Below are 22,802 nucleotides of genomic sequence, written 5' to 3'. Positions count from 1 at the left end.
CCGGTGGCGACTTGACGACAGGCGGGATCTCGCCACCGGTTTCCCTTTCCAACCGGAGGGCCACGCCCCGACGATCATGCGATATCCGTCCTCCGCAGCCCACGAGGTGAGGAGGACAACGTCCGACCCTCCCAGAGCGGAGCCACGAACCATGACGCACCCCCCAGGGCGCAGAAACCTGGCCCTGGCCGCGGCGGCGACCGTGCTCGCCACCCTCGCGGCCACCGCCCCCGTCGCCCTCGCCGCACCCTCTCCGGCCGGTACGCCGAGTGCCGCGGCCCTGCTCGCCTCCCTGGACGACCAGGAGCTCACGGCCCTGCACCGCATGGCCTCCCTGGACCTGGGCGGCCTGCACATCACCGACAAGGCCGCGCTGCGCAGCGGCAAGCCCGTCGACGTCATCGTCCAGCTGAAGACCCCGCCCGCCCGGACCGCCCGCCTGCTCGCCGCGGCCGAGGGCCGCACGGTCAGCGAGGCCGCCGCCCAGGACGCCGTGACGCAGGCGCACCAGCGCTTCCGCACCGCGCTGGACGGCATGTTCGAGCGGCCCGCCGACAGCGGGGGCAAGGGGAAGAAGGCGGCCGCCCCGAAGCCCGGGCGCACCTACACCCACAGCTTCGACGGGGTCAGCCTCCGGCTCCCCGGCGACCGCGTCGCCGAACTCCTCGACAACGACGAGGTCACCGCCGTCTGGCCGGACACCACCGTGAAGGCGCTCGACCGCCCCGCCCCCGCCGACGGCGGCGGGACCACCGGCGCCACCGGGGACGGCGACGACGGGGTGGCCCGGCTGCACGCCGAGGGCATCACCGGCAAGGGCGTCAAGGTCGGCATCATCGACACCGGCATCGACTACCACCACCCGGACCTCAAGGCCGCCTACAAGGGCGGCTACGACTTCGTGGACGACGACGCCGACCCGATGGAGACCACGTACGCCGACTGGAAGGCGTCCGGCCGCGCCGAGACCAACCAGGGCTCGACGTACTACACCGAGCACGGCACGCACGTCGCCGGGATCGTCGCCGGACGGGGCGCGGAGTCCGAGGAGCGCGCCGCCCACGGAGTGGCGCCCGACGCCTCCGTGTACGCGTACCGGGCGCTGGGCCCGTACGGCGGCGGCCGTACCAGCGACATCATGGCCGCGATGGACCGGGCGGCCGACGACGGCATGGACGTCGTCAACATGTCGCTCGGCGCCGCCGTCAACGATCCGATGAGCCCGCAGGCGATAGCCGCCGACAACCTCGTGCTCGCCGGCATCACCACCGTCATCGCCGCCGGAAACAGCGGACCCAAGAGCAACACCCTCGGCACCCCGGGCGCCGCAGCGCTGCCGCTCACCGTGGGCGCGCACGACGAGGCGATGACCCTGCCGGAGTACCGCATCGGCGCGGGCACCACCACGGCCATCGGCCGGCTGCTCGCCCGGCCCTTCGGCGACGCGCTCGACCACCTGACCTCGGGCAGCTACCCGGTCGCCGACGTCGCCACCGGTACGGCCGCCGGCTACAACGGCAAGGACGTCAAGGGCAAGGCCGTCCTCGTGAAGCGCGGCGGGATCACCCTGGACGAGAAGGTGCGCCGCGCCGCCACCATGGGCGCCGTCGCCGTCCTCCTCGTCAACGACAACGCGGACGAGGGGCACATCCCGAACTACATCGGCGAGAGCCCCTCCTACGTGCCGGCCTTCTCGCTCACCGCCGCCGAGGGCGCCGCGCTGGCCGCCGGAACAGCCGATTCCACCGCCCGCCTCACCTTCACGGAGGCCGGCACGTTCGTGCTCGGCAGCGGAGACCTCGCGGACTTCAGCTCGCGCGGCCCGGTCTACGGCACCGGTGCCATCAAGCCGGAGATCACCGCGCCCGGCGTCAGCGTCCTCTCGTCCGTCCCGGCGGACACCGTCGCCCCGGAGACCGGTGACTACTCCGCCGCGTACGCCCGGCTCAGCGGCACCTCCATGGCCTCGCCGTACGTCGCCGGCGCCGCCGCACTGCTCCTCCAGCACGACCCCCGGCTCACCCCGGACGCCGTCAAGGTGGCGCTGATGAACACCGCGCGCCCGATGCCGGGCAAGGTGAGCGTCTTCGACGCGGGCGCCGGCGCGATCGACCCGTACGCCGCCGTGCACACCGAGACCTCCCTCCAGGTGCCGGCCAAGACCCCGTACGTCGCCCTGGACGGCACCCGGTCCGAGCTGGACCACCGCACCGGCGCGCTGGACCTCGGGGTGCTTCCGGCCGGCCGGTCCACCCGCGTCGAGAAGCGGCTGAACCTGGTCAACGACACCGGCGCCAAGGCGCGTTACGAGGTCGCCGCCGAGTTCACCCGGGGCAACGGAGCCTCCGGTGACGCCGGCGCCGCCGGCATCACGCTGTCCACCGACGACCACGTCACCAGCAAGCCGCACGGCAGCACGCCCGTCGGCACCACCCTGCGGGTCCCGGCCGACGCACCGGCCGGCTACTACGAGGGCTTCGTCACCCTGACCCCGGCCGACGGCAAGGGACCGCACACCCTGCGCGTGCCGTTCGGGCTGCGGGTCGCCGAGTCCGGCTTCGCCGAGATCGACATGACGAAGCCGGTCATCTCGACCAACCAGTTCTCCGACGCCGGGTCCGTGGGCGGCGGCGCCGCCAACTTCAACCTGCGCATGGCCGGGCAGTTGACCAGCGTCGACGTCTTCCTCGCCGACACGCACGGCAAGGAACTCGGCTACATCGGCGGGATCAACACGACCGGCCTCACCGAGGGTGTGCTGTACGGCCCGGCGACGGTCGGCGGCTGGTACCACCCGGTGACCGGGCGCGAGGCCACCCCGTTCGACCCCCGGGGCCGCTGGATCGACGACGGAGCCTACAAGCTGCGGATCGTGGGCACCGACGCCTTCGGCGGCACCGACTCGGTGCTGCGTGACATCTACGTCGACTCGCACGCCCCGGCGTACGACGACGCGTACGGCGCCTGGGACACATCCCACCCCGTGGTCGTCGAACGACCGGCCGACGCCACGTCGTTCGCCGTCTCCGGCCGGTTGCGTGACGCCGAGGCCGGCGCCATCCACGACGCCGGGCTCGACATCGGCCAGGACGACAACACGTTGTACTACTCCACGTACAGCCCCAACACGCCGACGGGACACGTCAACGCCGACGCCGACGGCAACGTCGACGTCCGCATTCCGATCTCCGCCGCGCCGCCGACCACCTACGTCAAGCTGTGGCCCACGGACGCCGGCGGGAACATCGGGGACGTGCGGGTGCTGAACCTGATGAAGGAGGGCATCCCGTATGTCGTCGCCGACGCCGACAAGGCGGCCGTGCGCGCCGGGGACCGGGTCACGTACACCCTGACGGCCCACGACCTGAAGCACTGGAAGTCCTTCACCTCCCAGATCCGCTACGACGACCGCAACGTCCGGATCACCGGCATCGAGCCGACCGCCGAGCTGGCCGCCCACGGCCCGTCCGCGATCAGGACCACCGAGGTATCGGCCGACGCGTCGTCGTACACCACCGTCTCCTTCGACGTCTCGGACGCCAAGGGGCTCACCGCCGACTCGATGCCGCTGCTCAAGGTGACGTACGAGGTGACGGGGGAGCACTGGACGGCGGCTGCCGGGCTCAACACCGGGTCCACCAGCGCCATGGACACAGCGGGCACGAAGGTGCCCCTGAACATCCAGTTCTACGGCGGGGTCCGGATGCTCAACGACGAGTCCTCCTTCAACGCCCGGCCCGCCGCCGAGGCGCTGCTGACCAGGGACTACGCCTACGACAACAAGCGCGACTACAGCCTGGACGGCATCAGCACCGAGCTGACCGCTCCGGACGGCACCCGGCACACCCTGACGGCCGATTCGGCCGCCCGGGTCTCGGCAGGCGGGCTGGCACCCGCCGAGAAGCCGTACCGCCTGGAGGTCCGGGTTCCGGGCCACTTCGCCTGGACCGAGGACATCGACCTGGGCCTCACCGGCTACGGTGCCGTCGCCGGGACGAGCGGTTCGTCGGTGGCGTCCCTGGTCGCCGGTGACGTCAACGGCGACGACGTCATCGACGTACGCGACGCCGCCGCCGTGTACGAAGCCCGCGGCACCGCGAAGCGTGCCGCGGACATCAACCACGACGGGACCGTGGACGGGAAGGACCTGACCTGGGTGGTGACCAACTACCTCCAGCAGAACACCATGACGGACCGCTTCACCGACCCGGTGAAGCGGCTGCACGGCCGGACGCTGGAGTACTACACCGCCCGGATGTGACGACCCGCCGCCCGGGGTGCCACGCGCCCCGGGCGGGCCCGCTCAGACCCAGTTGTTGCGCATCGCGTACCAGCCGAGCTGGACGCGGGAGGAGACCGAGGCCGCGTCCATCAGGGCGCGCAGCCTCCGCTGGACCGTACGGGGCGACGTGCCGAGCTGGTGGGCCGTCGCCGCGTCCGTGAGCCCGGACAGCATCAGCTGGAGCAGCCTGCGGTCGGCGGGGTCCAGGTCGCCGTCCTCCCGCAGATAGGGCCGGGAGCGCTGCCAGACCGACTCGAACAGCTCGACCGCCAACCGGACGAGAGGCGGCCCCAGGACGATCGACCTGCCCGCCTCCAACTGCACCATGGCGGTCTCGCTGTCCGCTATGAGGAGCTTGATCAGGGGCTGGTCCACCACCCGCACCTGATGACCGGCCGCGAGCCGCTCGTCCAGCGCGCGCAGCGCCGCCGGCTCGGTGAGGAAGGCCCGGTCCACGACGACGCGGTACGCGGCGAGGGGATTGCCGTCCTTGCGCAGCGGGGGCTCCGCGTCGGCTTCCCGCACCCCCTCCTCCTCCCGCTCCTCCGACTCCGCCAGCGTGGACGGGACGGGGGCGACCGTGTTGGCCCCCGACTGAAAGCCCATCAGGGACTCCCGGGCCCCGTACTCCAGCTCGTACAGACGGCGGGCCTGAGCCTCGCGCCCCTCCCAGAACTCGACGAACTGTCCGGGTGTCTCACGGCCGTCGGGCCGCCACGCCGCGAGCAGCCGCCCCAGCGAGTCATCGGCTCTGCGCAGGTCCTCCTGCAACCGGATCAGGGAGGAGCGCGCGGCGGCGGGCGGCTCGGCCGACGGGAACGGTGGCACTTCTGGAGGGGACGACATGGCACAAGTGTCGCCACCTGCGGAGCAGCCTGGCAACGGACCCCCCGCACGCTGCGGGCGACCGGCTCGTCGTGGGTGTCGGGATTACGTCATGGCAGCCATTCGCCAGCCCCAAGGCCCCCACATAGCCGTCGCGTTGGCCAATCTGCTGGTCACCGGGTCCCTCCCTCCGAGGTCACCGGACACCTTCCCTCCTGGAGACCAACGATGAGACGTACGAGGCCATGGCGCCGGGCAGCCGCCGGGCTCGCCTCCGCCGCCCTGCTCGCGGCGGCCGCCCCCACCGCCTCCGCGGGCACCCCGGCGGACACCACCCAGCCGCTCACCGCCGGCCCCGGCCGCGCGGTGGCCGTCACCCTGATCACCGGTGATGTGGTCGAGGCCCGTGTGGACGGCGCCGGCCGGGTCCTCTCGGCCGCCCTGCGCGACGCCGACGGCACCGGGCACGCCGCCGCGACCTGGCAGGACGGCAAGCGGACCTACGTGTTCCCGCAGGGCGTCGAGCGCCTGGTGGACGCCGGGCTCGTGGACGCCGCGCTCTTCGACATCGGGCGGCTCGTCGCCGACGGCTACGACGACGCGCACACGGACACCCTTCCCGTGGTCGTGGAGTACGCGAACGGCAGCGCCCGGGGCCTGCGCGCCGCCGCCGTCCCCGGCATCCGGACCACCGCGACCCTGGAGTCCATCGGCGGAGCCGGACTCGCCGTCAGCAAGGAGTCCGCCGCCGACGCCTGGCAGAAGCTCGCCCCCAGCCCCGCCCGCGGCACCGCCCGGACCGCCACCGCAGGCGCCGTCAGCAAGATCTGGCTCGACGCCAAGGTCAGCGGCACCGCCGTCAGCGGCCTCGGCACCCCGACCGTGCCCCTCACCGGCGCGACGACCGCGCACCGGGCCGGGCTCGACGGCTCCGGGGTCAAGGTCGCCGTCCTGGACACCGGCGTCGACGCCGGCCACCCCGACCTCGCCGGACGCATCGCCGGAAGCAAGACCTTCGTCGGCTCCCCGGACACCGACGACCGCACCGGTCACGGCACCCACACCGCCTCCACCGTCGCCGGTACCGGCGCCGCGTCCCACGGCACCTACGCCGGCATGGCCCCCAAGGCGGACCTGCTCATCGGCAAGGTGCTGGACGATGACGGCTCCGGCACCCTCAGCGGCATCGTCAACGGCATGGAATGGGCGGTCGGCCAGGGCGCCCGGGTCGTCTCCATGTCGCTCGGCTCCGACGGCGACACCGCCTGCGCCGGACCCGGCGTCGACGCCGTGGAACGCCTCAGCGACAAGGCCCTGTTCGTCATAGCCGCCGGCAACGCCTCGCTGCACGGCACCGTCTCCACGCCCGGCTGCGCGCCCAGCGCCCTCACCGTCGGCGCGGTGGACCGCGAGAACGCCACCGCGTCCTTCTCCAGCCGGGGCCCCTCCGTCGACGGCGTGAGCGCCAAGCCGGACATCGCGTCCCAGGGCGTCGGCGTCGTCGCCGCCAACTCCGGCGGCCGGGGCGACCAGGCGTACCAGGAGATGTCCGGCACCTCCATGGCCACCCCGCACGTCGCGGGCGGCGCCGCGCTGCTCCTCCAGCAGCACCCCGAGCTGACCCCGGCCGGACTCAAGGCCCTGCTCACCTCGTCCGCGAAGTCCACCGACGCGCCGGTCCTGGAGCAGGGCGCGGGCCCGATGGACGTCGCCCGTGCGGTGTCCCAGCCGGTCACCGCCCCGCCCATGCCGCGCCTGGGCGACTTCGCCTACCCGCAGCGCGACCTGGACCCGGTCGACAGGACGGTCACCCTCACCAACCTCACCGGCCAGGACGTGCGCCTGAGCCTGCGCGTCGAGGACGTCCGGGGCGACGACGGCAGCCGCGTCCCCGGCTTCGCCCGTCCGGCCCGCACCACGGTCACCGTCCCGGCCCGGGGGAACGCCGACGTACCCGTCCGCATCGACCCCGGTACCCGCCTGACCGCCGGCGCCTACGGCACCGTCACCGGCCGCCTCGTCGCCACCGGTGCGCACGGGGTGCGCGTCACCGTCCCGTTCGGCGTGCACATGGAGGTCCCGTCCGCCGACCTCACCGTCAAGGGCCTCGACCGGCACGGCGACCCGGCGTCCTCCCCGTCCGCCTTCCAGCTGTTCGACGACCACCGCGACACGGCGAAGCGCTACACCATCGGCTACCCCGAAGCGGGCAGCACCACGATCCGGGTGCCCTTCGGCACGTACGCGCTGAGCGGCATGATCATGACGCGTGACGAACCCGGCGACATCGGCAGCGTCGACTCCGTCAGCCAGCTCTACCGCGAGAAACTGACCGTCTCCGGCGACACCGAGGTCACCCTCGACGCCCGCGAGGCGCGGCGCATCTCCTGGGACACCGAACACCCCAGCCAGAGCGCCGGCTTCTCCATCGGCATGGCCCTCGGCCTGGACGACACGCGCCGCCTCCAGGCGGGCTACTTCACCTCTGTCCCGTCCTACGTCAAGGCGCTCTACGCCGAGCCGGTGCACGGTGACGACCGGCTGACCTTCCTCGCCTCCGCCCGGCAGACCGCGCCGCGCGCCGCGCTCACGATCACCGGTGGCCGGGTCCTGGACTCGCTCCCGGTGCAGAAGGGGACCGAGTTCGACGGAAAGGGCTCGGCTCCGGTGACGTACATCGGCAAGGGCACCGACGCGAACTTCGCCGCCCACGACCTCACCGGCCGGATCGCCCTCGTGGACGCGGGCACCGGTGGCGGCAACGCCTTCACCTGGGACGCGGCTGCCCGGAAGGCCGGCGCCGCGGGTGTGCTCGCGGCGGTCCCGGACGCCGAGGGCCGGTTCCAGCTGACCGGCCCGGCGGGAATCCCGCAGGCCACCATCACGGCGGCCGACTCGCGGGCGATCAAGGCCCGGCTGGACGAGGGCGACGTCCGCGTCTCCTGGTCCGGCACCGCGACCGACCGCAGCCCGTACGTCTACAACCTCGCGCTCACCGGGCACGGCTCGATCCCGACCGGCACCCAGCGCGTCCGTGACCGCGACCTCGCGGCCACCGACGCCCGCTACCACGTGCAGGGCGCCGACGACGCGACGTACTGGTCGGACGTCAAGGTCGGCCTGCCGGGCATCCCCGCGGTCTGGGCCGGCGGCACCGCCCTGCCGCTGCACGCGCCCCAGCAGCGCACCGAGTACTTCACCCCGGCCGGCGGCGACGGGCTGACCTGGACCACCCTGATGCGCCGGGACCTCGGCCCGTACGGCAGCACCGCCTACGACGGCCCGCGCGAGATGGCCAAGGGCCGCACGACGTCCCAGTGGTACAAGACGCCCTACGGGCCGGTCCGCAACACCTACGCCCAGCCGCTGATGACCCGGGAGAGCAACCGCCTGGGCTTCGCGATCGCCCCGTTCGGCGACGCGGGCGGGCACGACTCCACCGTCGGGCCGACGGACTACGGCACCCGGCAGCTGCTGATCGGCGGCGAGCCGCAGTACCTGGTCTCCGGCACCTTCGACCTTCCGCGCGAGAAGACCGAAGTGACGTTCCGGCAGCAGTGGCAGCGCCGTGCCGGTGTGCTCGACCGCACGGGTCTCGCCTACGCCACCGAGTGGGCCTTCACCACCGACGCGTCCGTCCAGGGTGCACAGCACCTGCTGGTCCCGGTCCTCGACGTTCCGTCCGACCTGCGCAACTCCCGCCCGGCGGGGGAGCCGACCACGATCGGCCTGAGCGCCGTCACCGACGACGCGGCACGGCCGGCCGCGCTGCGGAACGTGAGCCTGGAGTACGCGTACGGCACCGAGTCCACCGTCGACGCGGTCACCGGCTGGCACCAGGCCCGCGCCACGTCCACCCGTGACGGATGGCGGGTCCGGCTCCCGGGCGACGCTCCCGCCGGAAGGTTCGTCCACCTGAAGGTCACCCTCACCGACAAGGAGGGCGCCCGGGTGAGCCAGACCATGATCAGGGCGTACGAGGTGCGCTGACCGCCCGGTGTGGTCTGCGGCACACGCGCCACCGCCCTCACGGACGGTTTCCGCACGTCGTGGGGGCGGCGGCATGGGCCGACCGCCCGCCGCAGTGACGGACATCTCTACCCCCCGGGCCGTCCGGGGTGGCACTGTGGTCGGGTCCCGGCCGGGTGCTGGGCGCACACCCCCTGCCGGCCGACCGAACGAGATGCCATGACCGCGACTGCCGCCTCCTTCACCGCCGCCCGCCGCCGCGCCCGCACCGGCGGCCCCGACGACGGCCCCAAGCTGCTGGAGCACGTCCTCGGCTGGACCCTCGTGGTCGTGGTCGCCATGCTCGTCACACAGCTCGGTCTGCTCTAGTACGCACGTCAGGGGCGGGGAGTCCGAAAGGCTCCCCGCCCCTGACGTTCACCACGTCACCGGATCAGTCGATCGCCTTGATCAGCTCGCCGTCGGTGGTGTCACCGCTCAGCTCCCAGAAGAAGGTGCCGCCCAGGCCCTGCTGGTTCTTGTACGCCATCTTGGTGCCGATGGTGGCGGGGGTGTCGTAGCTCCACCAGTTGCCGCCGCAGTGCGCGTACGCCGTGCCCGCGACGGTGCCCGTGGTGGGGCAGGTGTTCTTGAGGACCTTGTAGTCCTCGATGCCCGCCTCGTACGTGCCCGGGGCCGCGCCGGTCGCCGTACCGCCCGGCTCGTCCTGCGTGACGCCGGTCCAGCCGCGCCCGTAGAAGCCGATGCCGAGCAGCAGCTTCGAGGCCGGGACGCCCTGCGCCTTCAGCTTCTCGATGGCCGCCTCGCTGTTGAAGCCCTCCTTCGGGATGCCCTCGTAGGAGGTCAGCGGGGAGTGCGGGGCGGTCGGGCCCTTCGCGTCCCAGGCGCCGAAGAAGTCGTACGTCATCGGGTTGTACCAGTCGACGTACCGCGCCGCGCCCCCGTAGTCGACGGCGTCCAGCTTGCCGCCCTCGGAGCCGTCCGCGCTGATCGCCGACGTGACCAGGTTGCCGCCGCCGAACTTCGAGCGGAGCGCCGACAGCAGGTTGCCGTAGGCGTCCCGGCCGCTGGTGTCGCACGTGAGGCCGCAGGCGTTGGGGTACTCCCAGTCGATGTCGATGCCGTCGAAGACATCGGCCCACCGGGGGTCCTCGACCAGGTTGTAGCAGGACTCGGCGAACGCGGCCGGGTTCTTCGCGGCCTCACCGAAGCCGTCGGACCAGGTCCAGCCGCCGAAGGACCAGATCACCTTCAGGTCCGGGTGCAGCTTCTTCAGCTTGCGCAACTGGTTGAAGTTGCCCCGCAGTTCCTGGTCCCAGGTGTCGGCGACCCCGTCGACGGACTGGTCGGCGGTGTACGCCTTCTGGTAATCCGCGTACGAGTCGCCGACCGTGCACGCGCCGCCCTGGACGTTGCCGAAGGCGTAGTTGATGTGCGTGAGCTTGTCTGCCGAGCCCGAGGTCTCGATGTTCTTGACGTGGTAATTACGCTGATAGACACCCCAGTTGGTGAAGTATCCGACCACCTTGTCACCGGCCGCTGTGGGGGCGGCGGGCGCTGCTGGCGGTGCGGCGGCCCGGGGCGCGGCGGGGGCCGCGCCGGCGGACCCGGTGCCGGCGACGCCGAGCAGGGCCGCGCCCAGGGCGGCGGTGCACGCGGCGGCGGTGAGGGCCCTGAGGCGGGCTCCCGGGCGATGCGGTCCGGTCATGGTTGCTCCTCGTGGGGGAGGGGACGTGCCGATGGACCCCCGGCTTCCGGCGCCCTGATTGGCATGAACGCGTAAAGCCGGTTCGCTGGAACGGTAGATGGACTAGACCAGTGGGGTCAATGGTTCGGACCAATCTCGGTGATCTCCGGGGCGGACGAAGCGGGGTGCCCGAAGCCCGTTCATGCGTATGTTCGGTCAACCGGTGACGGATGCCATCCGATCGGGCATACTCGTCCCGCCACAGCCTCCTGCCTGCGCCTCTCGTAATCCGGGAGGGCAACATCGGCTGGGCAGCAGTGATTTCGGGCATCGCCCGGAGATCCCCCCGGCGGCGCCGCTCCCACCCCGCGCGCGCGACCGCCGCAACGCCCGACAGGGAGGAGAGCGCCGTCATGTCCGACCGTGCCCCGCAGTGGGTCGAACGCCGTCTGCCCACCGAGGAAGCCAGCCAGCTGATCGACCTCGTACGGGACATCGCCCAGCGGGAGATCGCGCCGAAGGCGGCCGAGGAGGAGGAAGCGGGCCGCTTCCCCCGCGAGGTCTTCACCCTGCTCTCCGAGTCCGGCCTGCTCGGCCTGCCCTACGACTCCGAACACGGCGGCGGCGACCAGCCGTACGAGGTCTACCTCCAGGTCCTCGAAGAGCTCAGCGCCGCCCGGCTCACCGTCGGCCTCGGCGTCAGCGTCCACTCCCTCGCCTGCCACGGCCTCGCCGGCTTCGGCACCAGGGAACAGCGCGCCGAACACCTCCCGTCGATGCTCTCCGGCGGCCTGCTCGGCGCCTACTGCCTCTCCGAACCCGCCTCCGGCTCCGACGCCGCCTCGCTGCGCACCAAGGCCGTACGGGACGGCGGCGACTGGGTGATCACCGGCACCAAGGCATGGATCACGCACGGCGGCATCGCCGACTTCTACACCGTGCTGGCCCGCACCGGCGCCGAGGGTGCCCGGGGCATCACCGCCTTCCTCGTCCCCGGTGACGCCGCCGGGCTGAGCGCGGCCGTCCCCGAGAAGAAGATGGGCATGAAGGGCTCGCCCACCGCCCAGCTCCACTTCGACGGCGTCCGCGTCCCCGACGCCCGCCGGATCGGCGAGGAGGGCCAGGGCTTCGCGATCGCCCTCTCGGCCCTCGACTCCGGCCGTCTCGGCATCGCCGCCTGCGCCATCGGCGTCGCCCAGGCCGCGCTGGACGGGGCCCTCGGATACGCCACCGGCCGCAAGCAGTTCGGCCGCCCCATCGCGGACTTCCAGGGCCTGCGCTTCATGCTGGCCGACATGGCGACCCGTATCGAGGCCGGCCGCGCGCTCTACCTGGAGGCCGCCCGGCTGAGGGACGCCGGCCGCCCCTTCTCGCGCCAGGCCGCCATGGCCAAGCTCTTCTGCACGGACGCCGCGATGCAGGTGACCACCGACGCCGTCCAGGTGCTCGGCGGTTACGGCTACACGCAGGACTTCCCCGTCGAACGCCTCATGCGCGAGGCCAAGGTGCTCCAGATCGTGGAGGGCACCAACCAGATTCAGCGGATGGTCATCGCGCGCCACCTCGCGGGCCCTGAGTCCCGCTGACCCGCAACGGCCGTTCGGACCACACGGGCGTCGTCATGATCCGGTTCCAGTCCTGGTCATGACGGCCCGGCAGGGTGCGGCCCGTGCTCTCCCAGTGCCGCAGCAGCGCCCGGTAGATCGGCGGATCGCTCGCCTGGGGCACCGCGCGCGGCACCGACCGGGGCGGTTCGGACTGGGAAGCCGGTACGGAACCGGAATGCGGAACCGATTCTTCGGAGGGCGGAGGGGCGAGCCTGCGGCGTCCGGGGCCGGCCGTGGAATGCAGCGGGGTCATACCGGGGCAACGCCGCGGGACGCGGTGGGGTCACTGGCTGTTCGATTCGGGCGAATGTTCACCCGGTTCTCCCCGGCTGCCGGGTTGCTCGCGCACCCCGGCCGCGCGTTCGGGAGGTGAGGCTCAGGCGGCCTCGCGCCGGAGCGGGTGGGCCACTCGGATCGGACGGGAACCGGCACCGCCGGCGTGCGAGAAGGGCTGCGTCCGCCAGTCGAGCCCCTGCGGGAGCGTCAGCAGCAGGGCCGTCTCCTGCTCCTGCACGCCGTCCGCCTCGGCGGGCCGGGCGCCGGCGGCACGCCCCGTACCGGGGCACACGGTGAGCACGAACGGGTTCCACGGGGACGGGCACAGCGCGTGCTCCGGGAGCACGTCCTCGTCCGCCAGGAGCGCGATGGGCTGCGCGCAGTCCGGGCAGACGACCCGGTACATCTCGAAGGTGTCGTACGCGTCGGGAGCGGTGTCCTCGAACGGATCAACGGGCTCCGGTTCGGTACGTCCGGTGAGCTTCAGGTGTGGCATGGGAAATCCCCCCTCGGATGGGCCGGCATGACGCTGTGGCCTCGGCCACAGCAAGCATTTCCCGCCGCTGATCGGCCGTAACCGTTCCGTGTCCCACTACTGACGCGTAAACCTGTGGTGTTGGTCACATGCCCGGCGCAGGTGCCGTCCCAAGGGCTGGGCAGCTGTGCCGGGAACGACTCATGGCCATAGATTGATCCATATGGAGGAGCTGGACCGTCACATCGTGGAGTTGCTCGTCAAGGACGGGCGGATGAGCTACACCGACCTGGGCAAGGCCACCGGCCTGTCCACCTCGGCGGTTCATCAGCGCGTCCGCCGGCTGGAGCAGCGCGGGGTGATCCGCGGTTACGCCGCGGTCGTGGACCCGGAGGCGGTGGGCCTGCCGCTGACCGCGTTCATCTCGGTCAAGCCGTTCGACCCCAGCGCCCCGGACGACATCGCCGAACGGCTCGCCGGGGTCCCCGAGCTGGAGGCGTGCCACAGCGTCGCCGGGGACGAGAACTACATTCTCAAGGTCCGCGTGGCGACCCCGCTGGAGCTGGAGAACCTGCTCACCCGCATCCGCTCGCTCGCCGGAGTCTCCACCCGCACCACGGTCGTCCTGTCCACCCCGTACGAGGCACGTCCGCCGCAGATCTGAGGGGGTCGCGCACGGAGTACGTGCGTACAGGCGGGAGACTGGTGCTCATGACCGAGAGCACCGCCCCCCAGAGCGAACACCGCACCGTGCTGCTGCGCGGTGGAGACGTCCACAGCCCCGCCGACCCCTTCGCCACCGCCATGGTGGTCGAACGGGGCCATGTCGCCTGGGTGGGCTCCGAAGGCGCCGCCGACGCCTTCGCGAGCGGCGTCGACGAGGTGATCGACCTCGACGGGGCGCTGGTCACCCCCGCGTTCGCCGACGCCCACGTCCACACCACGTCGACCGGCCTGGCCCTCACCGGGCTCGACCTGTCCGGCGCCCGCACCCTCGGCGACGCCCTCGCCCGCGTCCGCGCCCACGTCGCCGCCCACCCGGCCGACCGGGTGGTCCTCGGACACGGCTGGGACGCCACCCGCTGGCCCGAGCAGCGCCCGCCCTCCCGCGCCGAGCTGGACGAGGCGGCGGCCGGCCGCCCCGTCTACCTGCCCCGGGTCGACGTGCACTCGGCGGCCGTCAGCACCGCCCTGCTCGACCTCGTCCCCGGCGCCACCACGATGGCCGGATACCACCCGGACGGCCCGCTCACCGCCGCCGCCCACCACGCCGTGCGCGCGGCCGCCCACGACGCCGTCACGCCCGCCCAGCGCACCGCCGCCCAGCGTGCCGCGCTGCGCCACGCCGCCTCCCTCGGCATCGGCAGCCTCCACGAGTGCGGCGGCCCCGACATCTCCGACGAGGACGACTTCACCGGGCTGCTGAAGGTGGCCGCCGAGGAGGCTGGGCCCCGGGTCTTCGGCTACTGGGCCCAGGAGGTGGCCGACGAGAAGGACGCCCGGCGCGTCCGCGAGCTCGGCGCGGTCGGAGCGGGCGGCGACCTCTTCGTGGACGGCTCGCTCGGCTCGCACACCGCCTGCCTGCACGAGCCGTACGCCGACGCCCCGCACACCGGGACCGCCCACCTGGACGCCGCCCGGATCGCCGCCCACGTCGCCGCCTGCACCGAGGCGGGGCTCCAGGCGGGCTTCCACGCCATCGGGGACGCGGCGCTCTCAGCGGTCGTCGAGGGCATCAGGGCCGCGGCCGGGAAGGTGGGCCTCGCCCGGATCCGCGCCGCCCGGCACCGCGTCGAGCACGCGGAGATGCTCACCCCCGAGACCGTCGCGGCCTTCGCGGAACTGGGCCTGACCGCCTCCGTCCAGCCCGCCTTCGACGCGGCGTGGGGCGGCGAGGAGGGCATGTACGCCCAGCGCCTGGGCGTCGTGCGGGCCGCCACCCTCAACCCGTACGCGGCGCTCCTGCGGGCCGGTGTGCCGCTCGCCTTCGGTTCGGACAGCCCGGTGACCCCGCTCGACCCGTGGGGGACCGTGCGGGCGGCCGCCTTCCACCGGACGCTGGATCACCGCGTCTCGGTCCGGGCCGCCTTCACCGCGCACACCCGGGGCGGCTGGCGGGCCCTGGGGCGGGACGACGCGGGGACCCTGGTGCCCGGCGCCCCGGCCGACTACGCGGTCTGGCGCACCGACGAACTGGTGGTCCAGGCACCGGACGACCGGGTGGCGCGCTGGTCGACCGACCCCCGGTCCGGGACGCCGGGACTGCCTGACCTCAGCCCCGGTGCCGACCTCCCGGTCTGCCTGCGCACCGTGGTACTCGGACAAACTGTCTACGTAAGGCCGAACGAGTGACGTGCGGACACTCCGGTCCGCCGATCGAAGGCGGGCCGGCTCTTCCGTCACCTGGGGATCTTCGGGACTGACCAGGCAATTTCGGTAATCGATGCAGGTCAGGCAAGTATTGACAGAATGCGGCCATCGGCCGGTAGGTTCGGCCGAGTCCACCACAGGACGTCCGACCGGTGAAGCCTCCACGCAGTCGTCGAACGCCGCTGGGTCACGGGGTGGTGTGCCGCACCGGCGCACCACCACTGACAGCCAGGTTCAGCGCCCGCGCCTCGGGGGCGAGGGAAGGCTTCAGCCGGACGGAGGGTGCGACCCGGGTGGGGCCCGGACGTTCAGTAGACAACGGCTCTAGGTCGACCCGCAGCCAGCGGGTCCCAGGTCGGCCCGAAGGACACCGGGCCCCGATCCGCACTTCTGTCCCCGATTCCGCTCTTCTGTCCGCCGCGACTCCCGCGCCACCCGGACCGGGTCGGCATTCCGCGCCGCCGCGCTCGATATGGTGTGCACCTGTGTACGGACGTGAGGGGCAGTAAGTGAACGACGGCGGTCAGCGGCAATTCGGCCCGCTCGGCAGTGTCTTGGTGATCATCCCGACGTACGACGAGGCCGAGAACATCAAGCCGATCGTGAACCGGGTGCGCGCCGCCGTGCCGGAGGCCCACATCCTCGTCGCCGACGACAACAGCCCCGACGGCACGGGCAAGCTGGCCGACGAGCTCGCCGCGGCCGACGACCACGTCCACGTCCTGCACCGCAAGGGCAAGGAGGGGCTCGGCGCGGCCTATCTCGCCGGCTTCCGCTGGGGCATGGACCACGGCTACGGCGTGCTGGTCGAGATGGACGCCGACGGCTCCCACCAGCCCGAGGAGCTGCCCCGGCTGCTCACCGCGCTCAAGGGCGCGGACCTGGTCCTCGGCTCCCGCTGGGTGCCCGGCGGCCGGGTGGTGAACTGGCCCAAGTCCCGCGAGTTCATCTCCCGCGGCGGCAGCACGTACTCCCGGCTGATGCTGGGCCTGCGGACCCGGGACGTCACCGGCGGCTACCGGGCCTTCCGCGCCGACACCCTGAAGGGCATCGGCCTCGACGCGGTCGCCTCACAGGGCTACTGCTTCCAGGTCGACCTGGCCCGCCGCGCCGTCGACGCCGGCTTCCACGTGGTCGAGGTGCCGATCACCTTCGTGGACCGTGAGATCGGCGACTCCAAGATGAGCAAGGACATCCTGGTCGAGGCGCTGTGGCGGGTGACCGCCTGGGGCGTCGCCAGCCGGACGAACAAGGTGCTCGGCCGCCGTACGAGCTGAGTCGGCCGCTCACCCCGCTTACGGCGTACGGACGGGTGGCCAGGCACACTGGGGGCATGACGACCGGCACACCGCCCCCGACCGCCCGCAGGCGCTCGCGCGCCCGGACCTTCGTACCTCTCGCCGTCGCCGCCTGGGCGGTGCTGGAGATCTGGCTGCTGATCCTGGTGGCCGATGTCGCGGGCGGGCTGACCGTCGTGATCCTGCTGGCCGCCGGGATCGTGCTCGGGGCCGCGGTGATCAAGGGCGCGGGCCGTCGGGCCTTCCGCAATCTCACGGAGACCCTCCAGCGGATGCCGGGGCAGCCGGGAGCCGACGGCTCCGCGCCCGTCGCCCCCGAGAGCGGCCGGGGCAACGGCTTCCTGATGCTCGGCGGCCTGCTGATCATGATCCCCGGCCTGGTCTCGGACGTGGCCGGGCTGCTGCTCCTGGTCCCGCCGGTGCGCACGGCGCTCAGCCGTTACGCGGAGCGCTCGCTGGACCGGCGCATGCGGGCGGCCGCCCCCGGCGGCTTCTCGGACGCCTTCCAGCAGGCCCGTATCCACCGCCCCGACGGCAAGGTGGTGCAGGGCGAGGTCATCCGCGACGAGCCGCCCCGCGACGACCCGGGCCCGAACGACGGGCCCCGCCCGCCGCTGACGCCGTGACCTCCCGGGCCCGCGGCCGCATCAGGCCCGTCCGGCGATGAGGGCGGTCTGTGCTGATCCCAGCGGGGACGGGCCCGCCACGGTACGACAAAGCCGCGGGCCCGGTACGCAATGTGTACCGGGCCCGCGGCTTTGTCGCGCTAGCGGGTCACGCAGACTTCCTGCTGTCCCGAGGATGCACGGCGATGTTCATCGCCCCGGAGCGCAGGACGGCCAGCCGTTCGGCCAGCACCTCCTCCAGCTCCTCACGCGTGCGCCGCTCCATGAGCATGTCCCAGTGCGTACGCGCCGGCTTGCCCTTCTTCTCCTCGGGGCCATCCCCGTCCACCAGGAGTGCCTGGGCGCCGCACGCCTTGCACTCCCACTCCGGCGGAATTTCCGCCTCTACCGAAAACGGCATCTCGAATCGATGTCCGTTCTGGCATGCGTACTCCACCGCCTGGCGCGGGGCCAGATCGATGCCGCGGTCCGTCTCGTAGCTGGTAACCACGAGTCGCGTGCCGCGGAGAGCTCGCTCACTCATGAATCGTGCCTCCCGGGCTTGTCGCCCACAGGACAGGTGTCGCTGTCGTCGTCAATCGGTCAACGTCCGGTCGGCGGCAAAGATTCCCGTTGCCGGTCATGCGTCGCCCGTCGAACCGCTGATTTTCAGGTTTCCCAGGGTTCAAGTACCCGCCCGTACCCGGTTTGTCACCTTTGACGGAAGTTGTCACCCAACGGTTCGCGAAGTTCCACTCGCCGTAACGGTCACCCGGGGCAGGCCAAAGGCGTACACTACCGGCCTTTTACTTCAACGTCTAAATCCGCTCGGGTACGGGGTTTCCCGCCGCCGCCACCGCCCGCCTGAGCGGGACCCGCGCGAGCAGCACCGAACCCACGACGAAGAAGACCACCAGCGAGATGATCGCGTCCCGGTAGCTGCCGGTCAGCTGGTAGGCGAGACCGAACACCAAGGGGCCCAGCCAGCTCAGCCCGCGGTCGCTCATCTCGTACGCCGAGAAGTACTCGGCCTCCTTGCCGCGCGGCACCAGGTGCGAGAACAGCGAACGGGACAGCGCCTGGCTGCCGCCCAGCACCAGGCCGATCGCCGCCGCCAGCACATAGAAGAAGACGGGCGACCCGGCCGGCAGGAAATAGCCGGCGACCAGGATCAGCGTCCACACCACCAGCGAGCCCAGGATCGTGCGTTTCGCGCCGTACACCCGGGCCATGCGGCCCATCGCCAGCGCCCCGGCCACCGCGAGCACCTGCACCAGCAGCACCGCCGTGATCAGCGTCGACTGGCCGAGGCCCAGCTCCTCGGAGCCGTACACCGACGCCTGCGAGATCACCGTCTGCACGCCGTCGTTGTAGACGAGGTAGGCGAGCAGGAAGGACAGGGTCAGCGGATGACGCCGCATGTCCGCCAGCGTGGCCCGCAGCTGCCGCCACCCGGAGCCCGTCGCCGCTCCCCGGCCGCCCGGTGCCACCCGGCGGTCGCGCAGCCGGCGCAGCGGGATGACGGTGAAGACGCCCCACCAGAGGCCCGCCGACGCCAGGCAGATCCGTACCGCCTCGGACTCGGACAGGCCGAAGGAGTCGTGACCCGAGTACAGGATCAGATTCAGTACGAGGACCAGTGCCCCGGAGGTGTAGCCGAACGCCCATCCCCGCGAGGAGACGGCGTCGCGCTCCTCGGGCTCCGCGATCTGCGGCAGGTAGGAGTTGTAGACCATCATCGCCACCGCCGTCGCGGCGTTCGCCACGATGAGCAGGAAGGCACCGAGCAGATAGCGCTCCCCGGCCAGGAAGAACATGGCGGTCGTCGCGGCGGCCCCGGTGTACGCCGTCGCCGCGAGGAGCGGCTTCTTGCGGCCCGTGCGGTCGGCCGCCGCGCCCACCACGGGCATCAGGACGATCGCCAGGACGAGCGAGGCCGACACCGCGTACGCGAACAGCGACCCGGCGCGCACCGGGACGCCGAGCGGGTGGACGAAGCCGTCGGAGTCCGCGGCGGCCTTGGCGACCGAGGTCAGGTACGGGCCGAGGAAGACCGTGACGACGCTCGTGGAGTAGACGGAGCACGCGAAGTCGTAGAAGTACCAGCCGCGCTGCTCCCTGCGCCGCGCGGCCGGGCCGTCCGGGCCAAAGGTGCCGTCGGCCGGCTCGGCGGTGTCTGCGGTCTCGGCCGTCATGGCGCCCCCTGGAATCTCCCCGTGCGGACGCCGGCCGCACGGCGGCGGGTCAGGCCCAGGCCCCCCGCTCGCTCAGCACCGTGCGCAGCGTCCCGATGTGATCGGTCATGATGCCATCCACCCCGAGGTCCAGGAGAGCGGCCATCCGCTCCGGTTCGTTCACCGTCCACACATGCACCTGGAGCCCGCGCGCGTGGGCCTCGCGCACGAAGCGGCGGTCGACCACCCGGATGCCGTTCTGGCTCTCCGGCACCTGCGCGCACACCGCTCCGGCGCGCAGCGCGGCCGGAATGCCGTACGAGCGCAGCCGCAGGCCGAGCACCCCGCGCACGCCGTACGAGGTGGCCAGGCGCGGGCCGCCCATCCGGTGCGCCCGGGCGACCCGGGCCTCGGAGAACGAGCCGACGCACACCCGGTCCCAGGCGCCCGTCGACCTGATCAGCTCCAGGAGCGGCCGGAGGGCGGCCTCCGCCTTGACGTCCACGTTCCAGCGGGCCTCGGGGAACGTCTCCAGCAGCTCCTCGAACAGCGGCAGCGGCTCGCGCCCCGCGACCCGGGCCCGGCTTATCTCGCTCCACGGCAGCTCCGCCAGGCGGCCCCGGGCGTCCGTCACCCGGTCGAGCGTGGCGTCGTGGAAGGCGACGAGCCGGCCGTCCGCCGAGGCGTGCACATCGGTCTCGAAGTAGCGGTACCCGGCGTCGGCGGCGCGGCGAAAGGCGGCCGCCGTGTTCTCGGCGCCGTCCGCCGCGCCGCCCCGGTGGGCGAACGCGAGCGGGGCGGGGTGGTCCAGATACGGGTGGCGTTCGGAAGTCACCGCCGCAGTATGGACCGCCGGGGCGCGGACGTCCCGGCCGAGGGGGCGCCTTCCCCGGGGATCGCGAAGACCCGCAGGAAGACCTGCGCGAGGGGGCCGATGGCCAGGGCGTACAGCACCGTGCCCACGCCGAGGGACCCGCCGAGCAGGAAGCCGGTGACCACGACGGCGCTCTCGATCGCCGTGCGCACCAGCCGGATCGACCTGCCGGTCCGCCGGTGGAGCCCGGTCATCAGCCCGTCCCGGGGTCCCGGGCCGAACCGGGCGCTGATGTACAGCCCCGTCGCCACACCGTTCAGCACGATTCCCGCCACCATCACCCCGGCCCGCGTCACGAGGCCGTGCGCCTCGGGGACGAGGGCGAGCGTGCCGTCCATCGCGATGCCCACGGCGAACACGTTGGACACGGTGCCGAGCCCCGGCCGCTGCCGCATCGGGATCCACAGCAGCAGCACGATCGCGCCGATGATGATCGAGACCACACCGATGCTGATCCCGGTCCGCTCGGCGAGCCCCTGGTGCAGCACGCCCCATGGCTCCAGGCCGAGACCGGCGACGACCAGGAGGGCCGAGCTCGCCCCGTACATCGCGAGCCCCGCGTACAGCTGGACCAGCCGACGGGTGAGGATCTTGGACAAGACGGGCCCCCTGGTGTGGTGGTGTTGGACTGCTCCGTGTCACTCTGTGGCAGGGGATTGGCTGCCGAACATGGCCAATCCGAGGAAGGTGGACTGATTCTCATGGCGCAGTGGACTTCGGCGGTCGGTGCGGCCCAGCTGGCCCGGCAGCTCCAGGCCCAGCAGCGGCCGGCGGGCCCCGGCAGCCGCCGCCCGCCCGCCTACCGCGCCCTCGCCGACGGTATCCGGCTGCTCGTCCTGGAGGGCCGGGTCGCGGTCGCCGCCCGCCTCCCCGCCGAACGGGAGCTCGCCCTCGCCCTCGCCGTCAGCCGCACGACGGTCGCCGCCGCCTACGAGGCGCTGCGGGCCGAGGGGTTCCTGGAGTCCCGGCGCGGCGCGGGCAGCTGGACGGCGGTCCCGGCGGGCAACCCGCTGCCCGCCCGCGGCCTGGAGCCCCTGCCGCCCGAGGCCCTGGGCTCCATGATCGACCTGGGCTGCGCCTCGCTGCCCGCGCCCGAGCCCTGGCTGACCCGGGCCGTCCAGGGCGCTCTGGAGGAGCTGGCCCCCTACGCCCACACGCACGGCGACTACCCCGCCGGGCTGCCCGCGCTGCGCCGGATGATCGCGGACCGCTACACCGCCGACGGCATCCCGACCATGCCCGAGCAGATCATGGTCACCACCGGCGCGATGGGCGCCATCGACGCCATCTGCCACCTCTTCGCCGGACGCGGCGAACGCATCGCGGTGGAGTCCCCGAGCTACGCGAACATCCTCCAGCTGATGCGGGAGGCGGGCGCCCGCCTGGTCCCGGTCGCCATGGAGGAGGGGCTCGCCGGCTGGGACCTCAACCGGTGGCGCCAGGTCCTGCGGGACGCCGCGCCCCGGCTCGGATACGTCGTGGCGGACTTCCACAACCCGACCGGGGCGCTGGCCGACGAGGAGCGCCGCCGGGCGCTGGTGGACGCCGCCCGCTCGGCCGGCACGGTCCTGGTGGTCGACGAGACGATGCGGGAGCTGCACCTGGACGAGGACGTGGCGATGCCGCGCCCGGTCTGCGCGTTCGACCCGGCCGGCAGCACGGTCCTGACCGTGGGCTCGGCCAGCAAGGCGTTCTGGGCCGGCATGCGGATCGGCTGGGTACGGGCCGCGCCCGACGTGATCCGGAGTCTGGTGGCCGCCCGCGCGTACGCCGACATGGGCACACCCGTCCTCGAACAGCTCGCCGTGAACTGGCTGATGCGCACCGGCGGCTGGCAGAAGGCCGTGCGGCTGCGCCGGGAACAGGCCCGGGAGAACCGCGACGCGCTGGTCGCGGCCGTGCGCCGGGAGCTGCCGGAGTGGGAGTTCTCCGTGCCCGGCGGCGGGCTCACGCTCTGGGTGCGGACCGGCGGCCTCTCCGGTTCCCGGCTCGCGGTCGCCGGGGAGGGGGTCGGGGTGCGCGTGCCGTCCGGGCCCCGCTTCGGGGTGGACGGCGCCTTCGAGGGCTATGTGCGGCTGCCGTTCACGGTCGGCGGCCCGGTCGCGGACGAGGCGGCCCAGCGCCTGGCCCAGGCCGCCCGGCTGGTCGGCTCGGGCGCGGGGGCGGGCATGGAGGCACCGCGCACGTTCGTGGCGTGAACGGGGGAGTGGGGGGGGGGGGGGGGGGGGGGGGGGGCCCCGGGGGGGGGGGGGGGGGGGGGGGGGGGGGCCCCCCGGGGGGGGCCGCGCCCGCGGCGGGCCCTGTCCCCTGCCCGCCCCTTCCCGAAACCGGGGGGCTCCGCCCCCGGGCCCCCGCTCCTC

At 72.9% G+C, this 22,802-nt stretch carries 16 protein-coding genes; 9 read left to right on the top strand and 7 right to left on the bottom strand.

Annotated features, from left to right (window positions below; translation table 11 throughout):
- Positions 1 to 151: 151 nt before the first annotated feature.
- Positions 152 to 4,261: a S8 family serine peptidase gene (locus ACLQ2N_RS30935; RefSeq protein WP_425818220.1), complete on the top strand. Its 4,110-nt coding sequence runs from the start codon at positions 152 to 154 to the stop codon at positions 4,259 to 4,261.
- Positions 4,262 to 4,303: 42 nt separating this feature from the next.
- On the opposite strand, the gene ACLQ2N_RS30930 is transcribed toward ACLQ2N_RS30935, so the two are convergent.
- Positions 4,304 to 5,128, bottom strand: coding sequence for a helix-turn-helix transcriptional regulator (locus ACLQ2N_RS30930; RefSeq protein WP_425818218.1), 825 nt, complete (start codon positions 5,126 to 5,128; stop codon positions 4,304 to 4,306).
- A 207-nt stretch (positions 5,129 to 5,335) separates the two neighbouring features.
- Between ACLQ2N_RS30930 and ACLQ2N_RS30925 the strand changes: the two genes are divergently transcribed.
- Complete coding sequence (locus ACLQ2N_RS30925; protein ID WP_425818216.1) at positions 5,336 to 9,097, top strand: S8 family serine peptidase; 3,762 nt, start codon at positions 5,336 to 5,338, stop codon at positions 9,095 to 9,097.
- A 198-nt stretch (positions 9,098 to 9,295) separates the two neighbouring features.
- Entirely contained in the window at positions 9,296 to 9,445 is a 150-nt protein-coding gene (locus ACLQ2N_RS30920; RefSeq protein ID WP_361025406.1) for an SCO1431 family membrane protein, read from the top strand.
- 64 nt (positions 9,446 to 9,509) lie between these two features.
- On the opposite strand, the gene ACLQ2N_RS30915 is transcribed toward ACLQ2N_RS30920, so the two are convergent.
- Positions 9,510 to 10,784, bottom strand: coding sequence for a glycoside hydrolase family 18 protein (locus tag ACLQ2N_RS30915; protein WP_425818213.1), 1,275 nt, complete (start codon positions 10,782 to 10,784; stop codon positions 9,510 to 9,512).
- A gap of 392 nt (positions 10,785 to 11,176) precedes the next feature.
- On the opposite strand from ACLQ2N_RS30915, the gene ACLQ2N_RS30910 reads away from it, so the two are divergent.
- The gene (locus ACLQ2N_RS30910) at positions 11,177 to 12,349 is read left to right on the top strand and encodes an acyl-CoA dehydrogenase family protein (protein WP_425818211.1); all 1,173 of its coding nucleotides are present in this window, start codon (positions 11,177 to 11,179) and stop codon (positions 12,347 to 12,349) included.
- Positions 12,350 to 12,746: 397 nt separating this feature from the next.
- Here ACLQ2N_RS30910 and ACLQ2N_RS30905 read toward each other — a convergent pair whose 3' ends face one another.
- On the bottom strand, positions 12,747 to 13,142 hold the full coding sequence (locus ACLQ2N_RS30905) for a hypothetical protein (RefSeq protein ID WP_425818209.1): 396 nt from the start codon (positions 13,140 to 13,142) through the stop codon (positions 12,747 to 12,749).
- A gap of 202 nt (positions 13,143 to 13,344) precedes the next feature.
- Here ACLQ2N_RS30905 and ACLQ2N_RS30900 point away from each other — a divergent pair, with 202 nt between their 5' ends.
- The 4 genes from ACLQ2N_RS30900 (at position 13,345) to fxsA (ending at position 17,415) form a co-directional block, all read left to right on the top strand.
- The gene (locus tag ACLQ2N_RS30900; RefSeq protein ID WP_018103953.1) at positions 13,345 to 13,785 is read left to right on the top strand and encodes an Lrp/AsnC family transcriptional regulator; all 441 of its coding nucleotides are present in this window, start codon (positions 13,345 to 13,347) and stop codon (positions 13,783 to 13,785) included.
- Between the two features lie 47 nt (positions 13,786 to 13,832).
- Positions 13,833 to 15,473 (top strand): amidohydrolase, encoded by a 1,641-nt coding sequence (locus ACLQ2N_RS30895; protein WP_425818207.1) that lies wholly within the window; start codon positions 13,833 to 13,835, stop codon positions 15,471 to 15,473.
- Between the two features lie 527 nt (positions 15,474 to 16,000).
- Positions 16,001 to 16,768 carry a polyprenol monophosphomannose synthase gene (locus ACLQ2N_RS30890; RefSeq protein ID WP_425818205.1) on the top strand — a complete coding sequence of 256 codons (768 nt, stop codon included), beginning with the start codon at positions 16,001 to 16,003 and terminating at the stop codon, positions 16,766 to 16,768.
- Positions 16,769 to 16,824: 56 nt separating this feature from the next.
- Positions 16,825 to 17,415 carry an FxsA family membrane protein gene (gene fxsA, locus ACLQ2N_RS30885; protein WP_425818203.1) on the top strand — a complete coding sequence of 197 codons (591 nt, stop codon included), beginning with the start codon at positions 16,825 to 16,827 and terminating at the stop codon, positions 17,413 to 17,415.
- A 148-nt stretch (positions 17,416 to 17,563) separates the two neighbouring features.
- Here fxsA and ACLQ2N_RS30880 read toward each other — a convergent pair whose 3' ends face one another.
- The 4 genes from ACLQ2N_RS30880 to ACLQ2N_RS30865 form a co-directional block, all read right to left on the bottom strand.
- Positions 17,564 to 17,938 (bottom strand): RNA polymerase-binding protein RbpA, encoded by a 375-nt coding sequence (locus ACLQ2N_RS30880; RefSeq protein ID WP_003959706.1) that lies wholly within the window; start codon positions 17,936 to 17,938, stop codon positions 17,564 to 17,566.
- 274 nt (positions 17,939 to 18,212) lie between these two features.
- Positions 18,213 to 19,589 (bottom strand): MFS transporter, encoded by a 1,377-nt coding sequence (locus tag ACLQ2N_RS30875; RefSeq protein WP_425818200.1) that lies wholly within the window; start codon positions 19,587 to 19,589, stop codon positions 18,213 to 18,215.
- A 49-nt stretch (positions 19,590 to 19,638) separates the two neighbouring features.
- Entirely contained in the window at positions 19,639 to 20,403 is a 765-nt protein-coding gene (locus ACLQ2N_RS30870) for a glycerophosphodiester phosphodiesterase (protein WP_425818198.1), read from the bottom strand.
- Positions 20,400 to 20,990, bottom strand: coding sequence for a YczE/YyaS/YitT family protein (locus tag ACLQ2N_RS30865; RefSeq protein WP_425818460.1), 591 nt, complete (start codon positions 20,988 to 20,990; stop codon positions 20,400 to 20,402). The genes ACLQ2N_RS30870 and ACLQ2N_RS30865 overlap by 4 nt, the downstream gene beginning before the upstream one ends.
- 153 nt (positions 20,991 to 21,143) lie before the next feature.
- Between ACLQ2N_RS30865 and ACLQ2N_RS30860 the strand changes: the two genes are divergently transcribed.
- A complete protein-coding gene (locus ACLQ2N_RS30860) occupies positions 21,144 to 22,640 on the top strand; it encodes a PLP-dependent aminotransferase family protein (protein ID WP_425818196.1) in 1,497 nt (498 codons plus the stop codon).
- Positions 22,641 to 22,802 lie beyond the last annotated feature (162 nt).

Source organism: Streptomyces sp. DT224 (genome assembly GCF_049844595.1).
In the GTDB taxonomy this organism is placed as follows: Bacteria; Actinomycetota; Actinomycetes; order Streptomycetales; family Streptomycetaceae; genus Streptomyces.
Note: the sequence above shows the minus strand (reverse complement) of the source record. Positions and strands in the feature narration are given on the sequence as shown.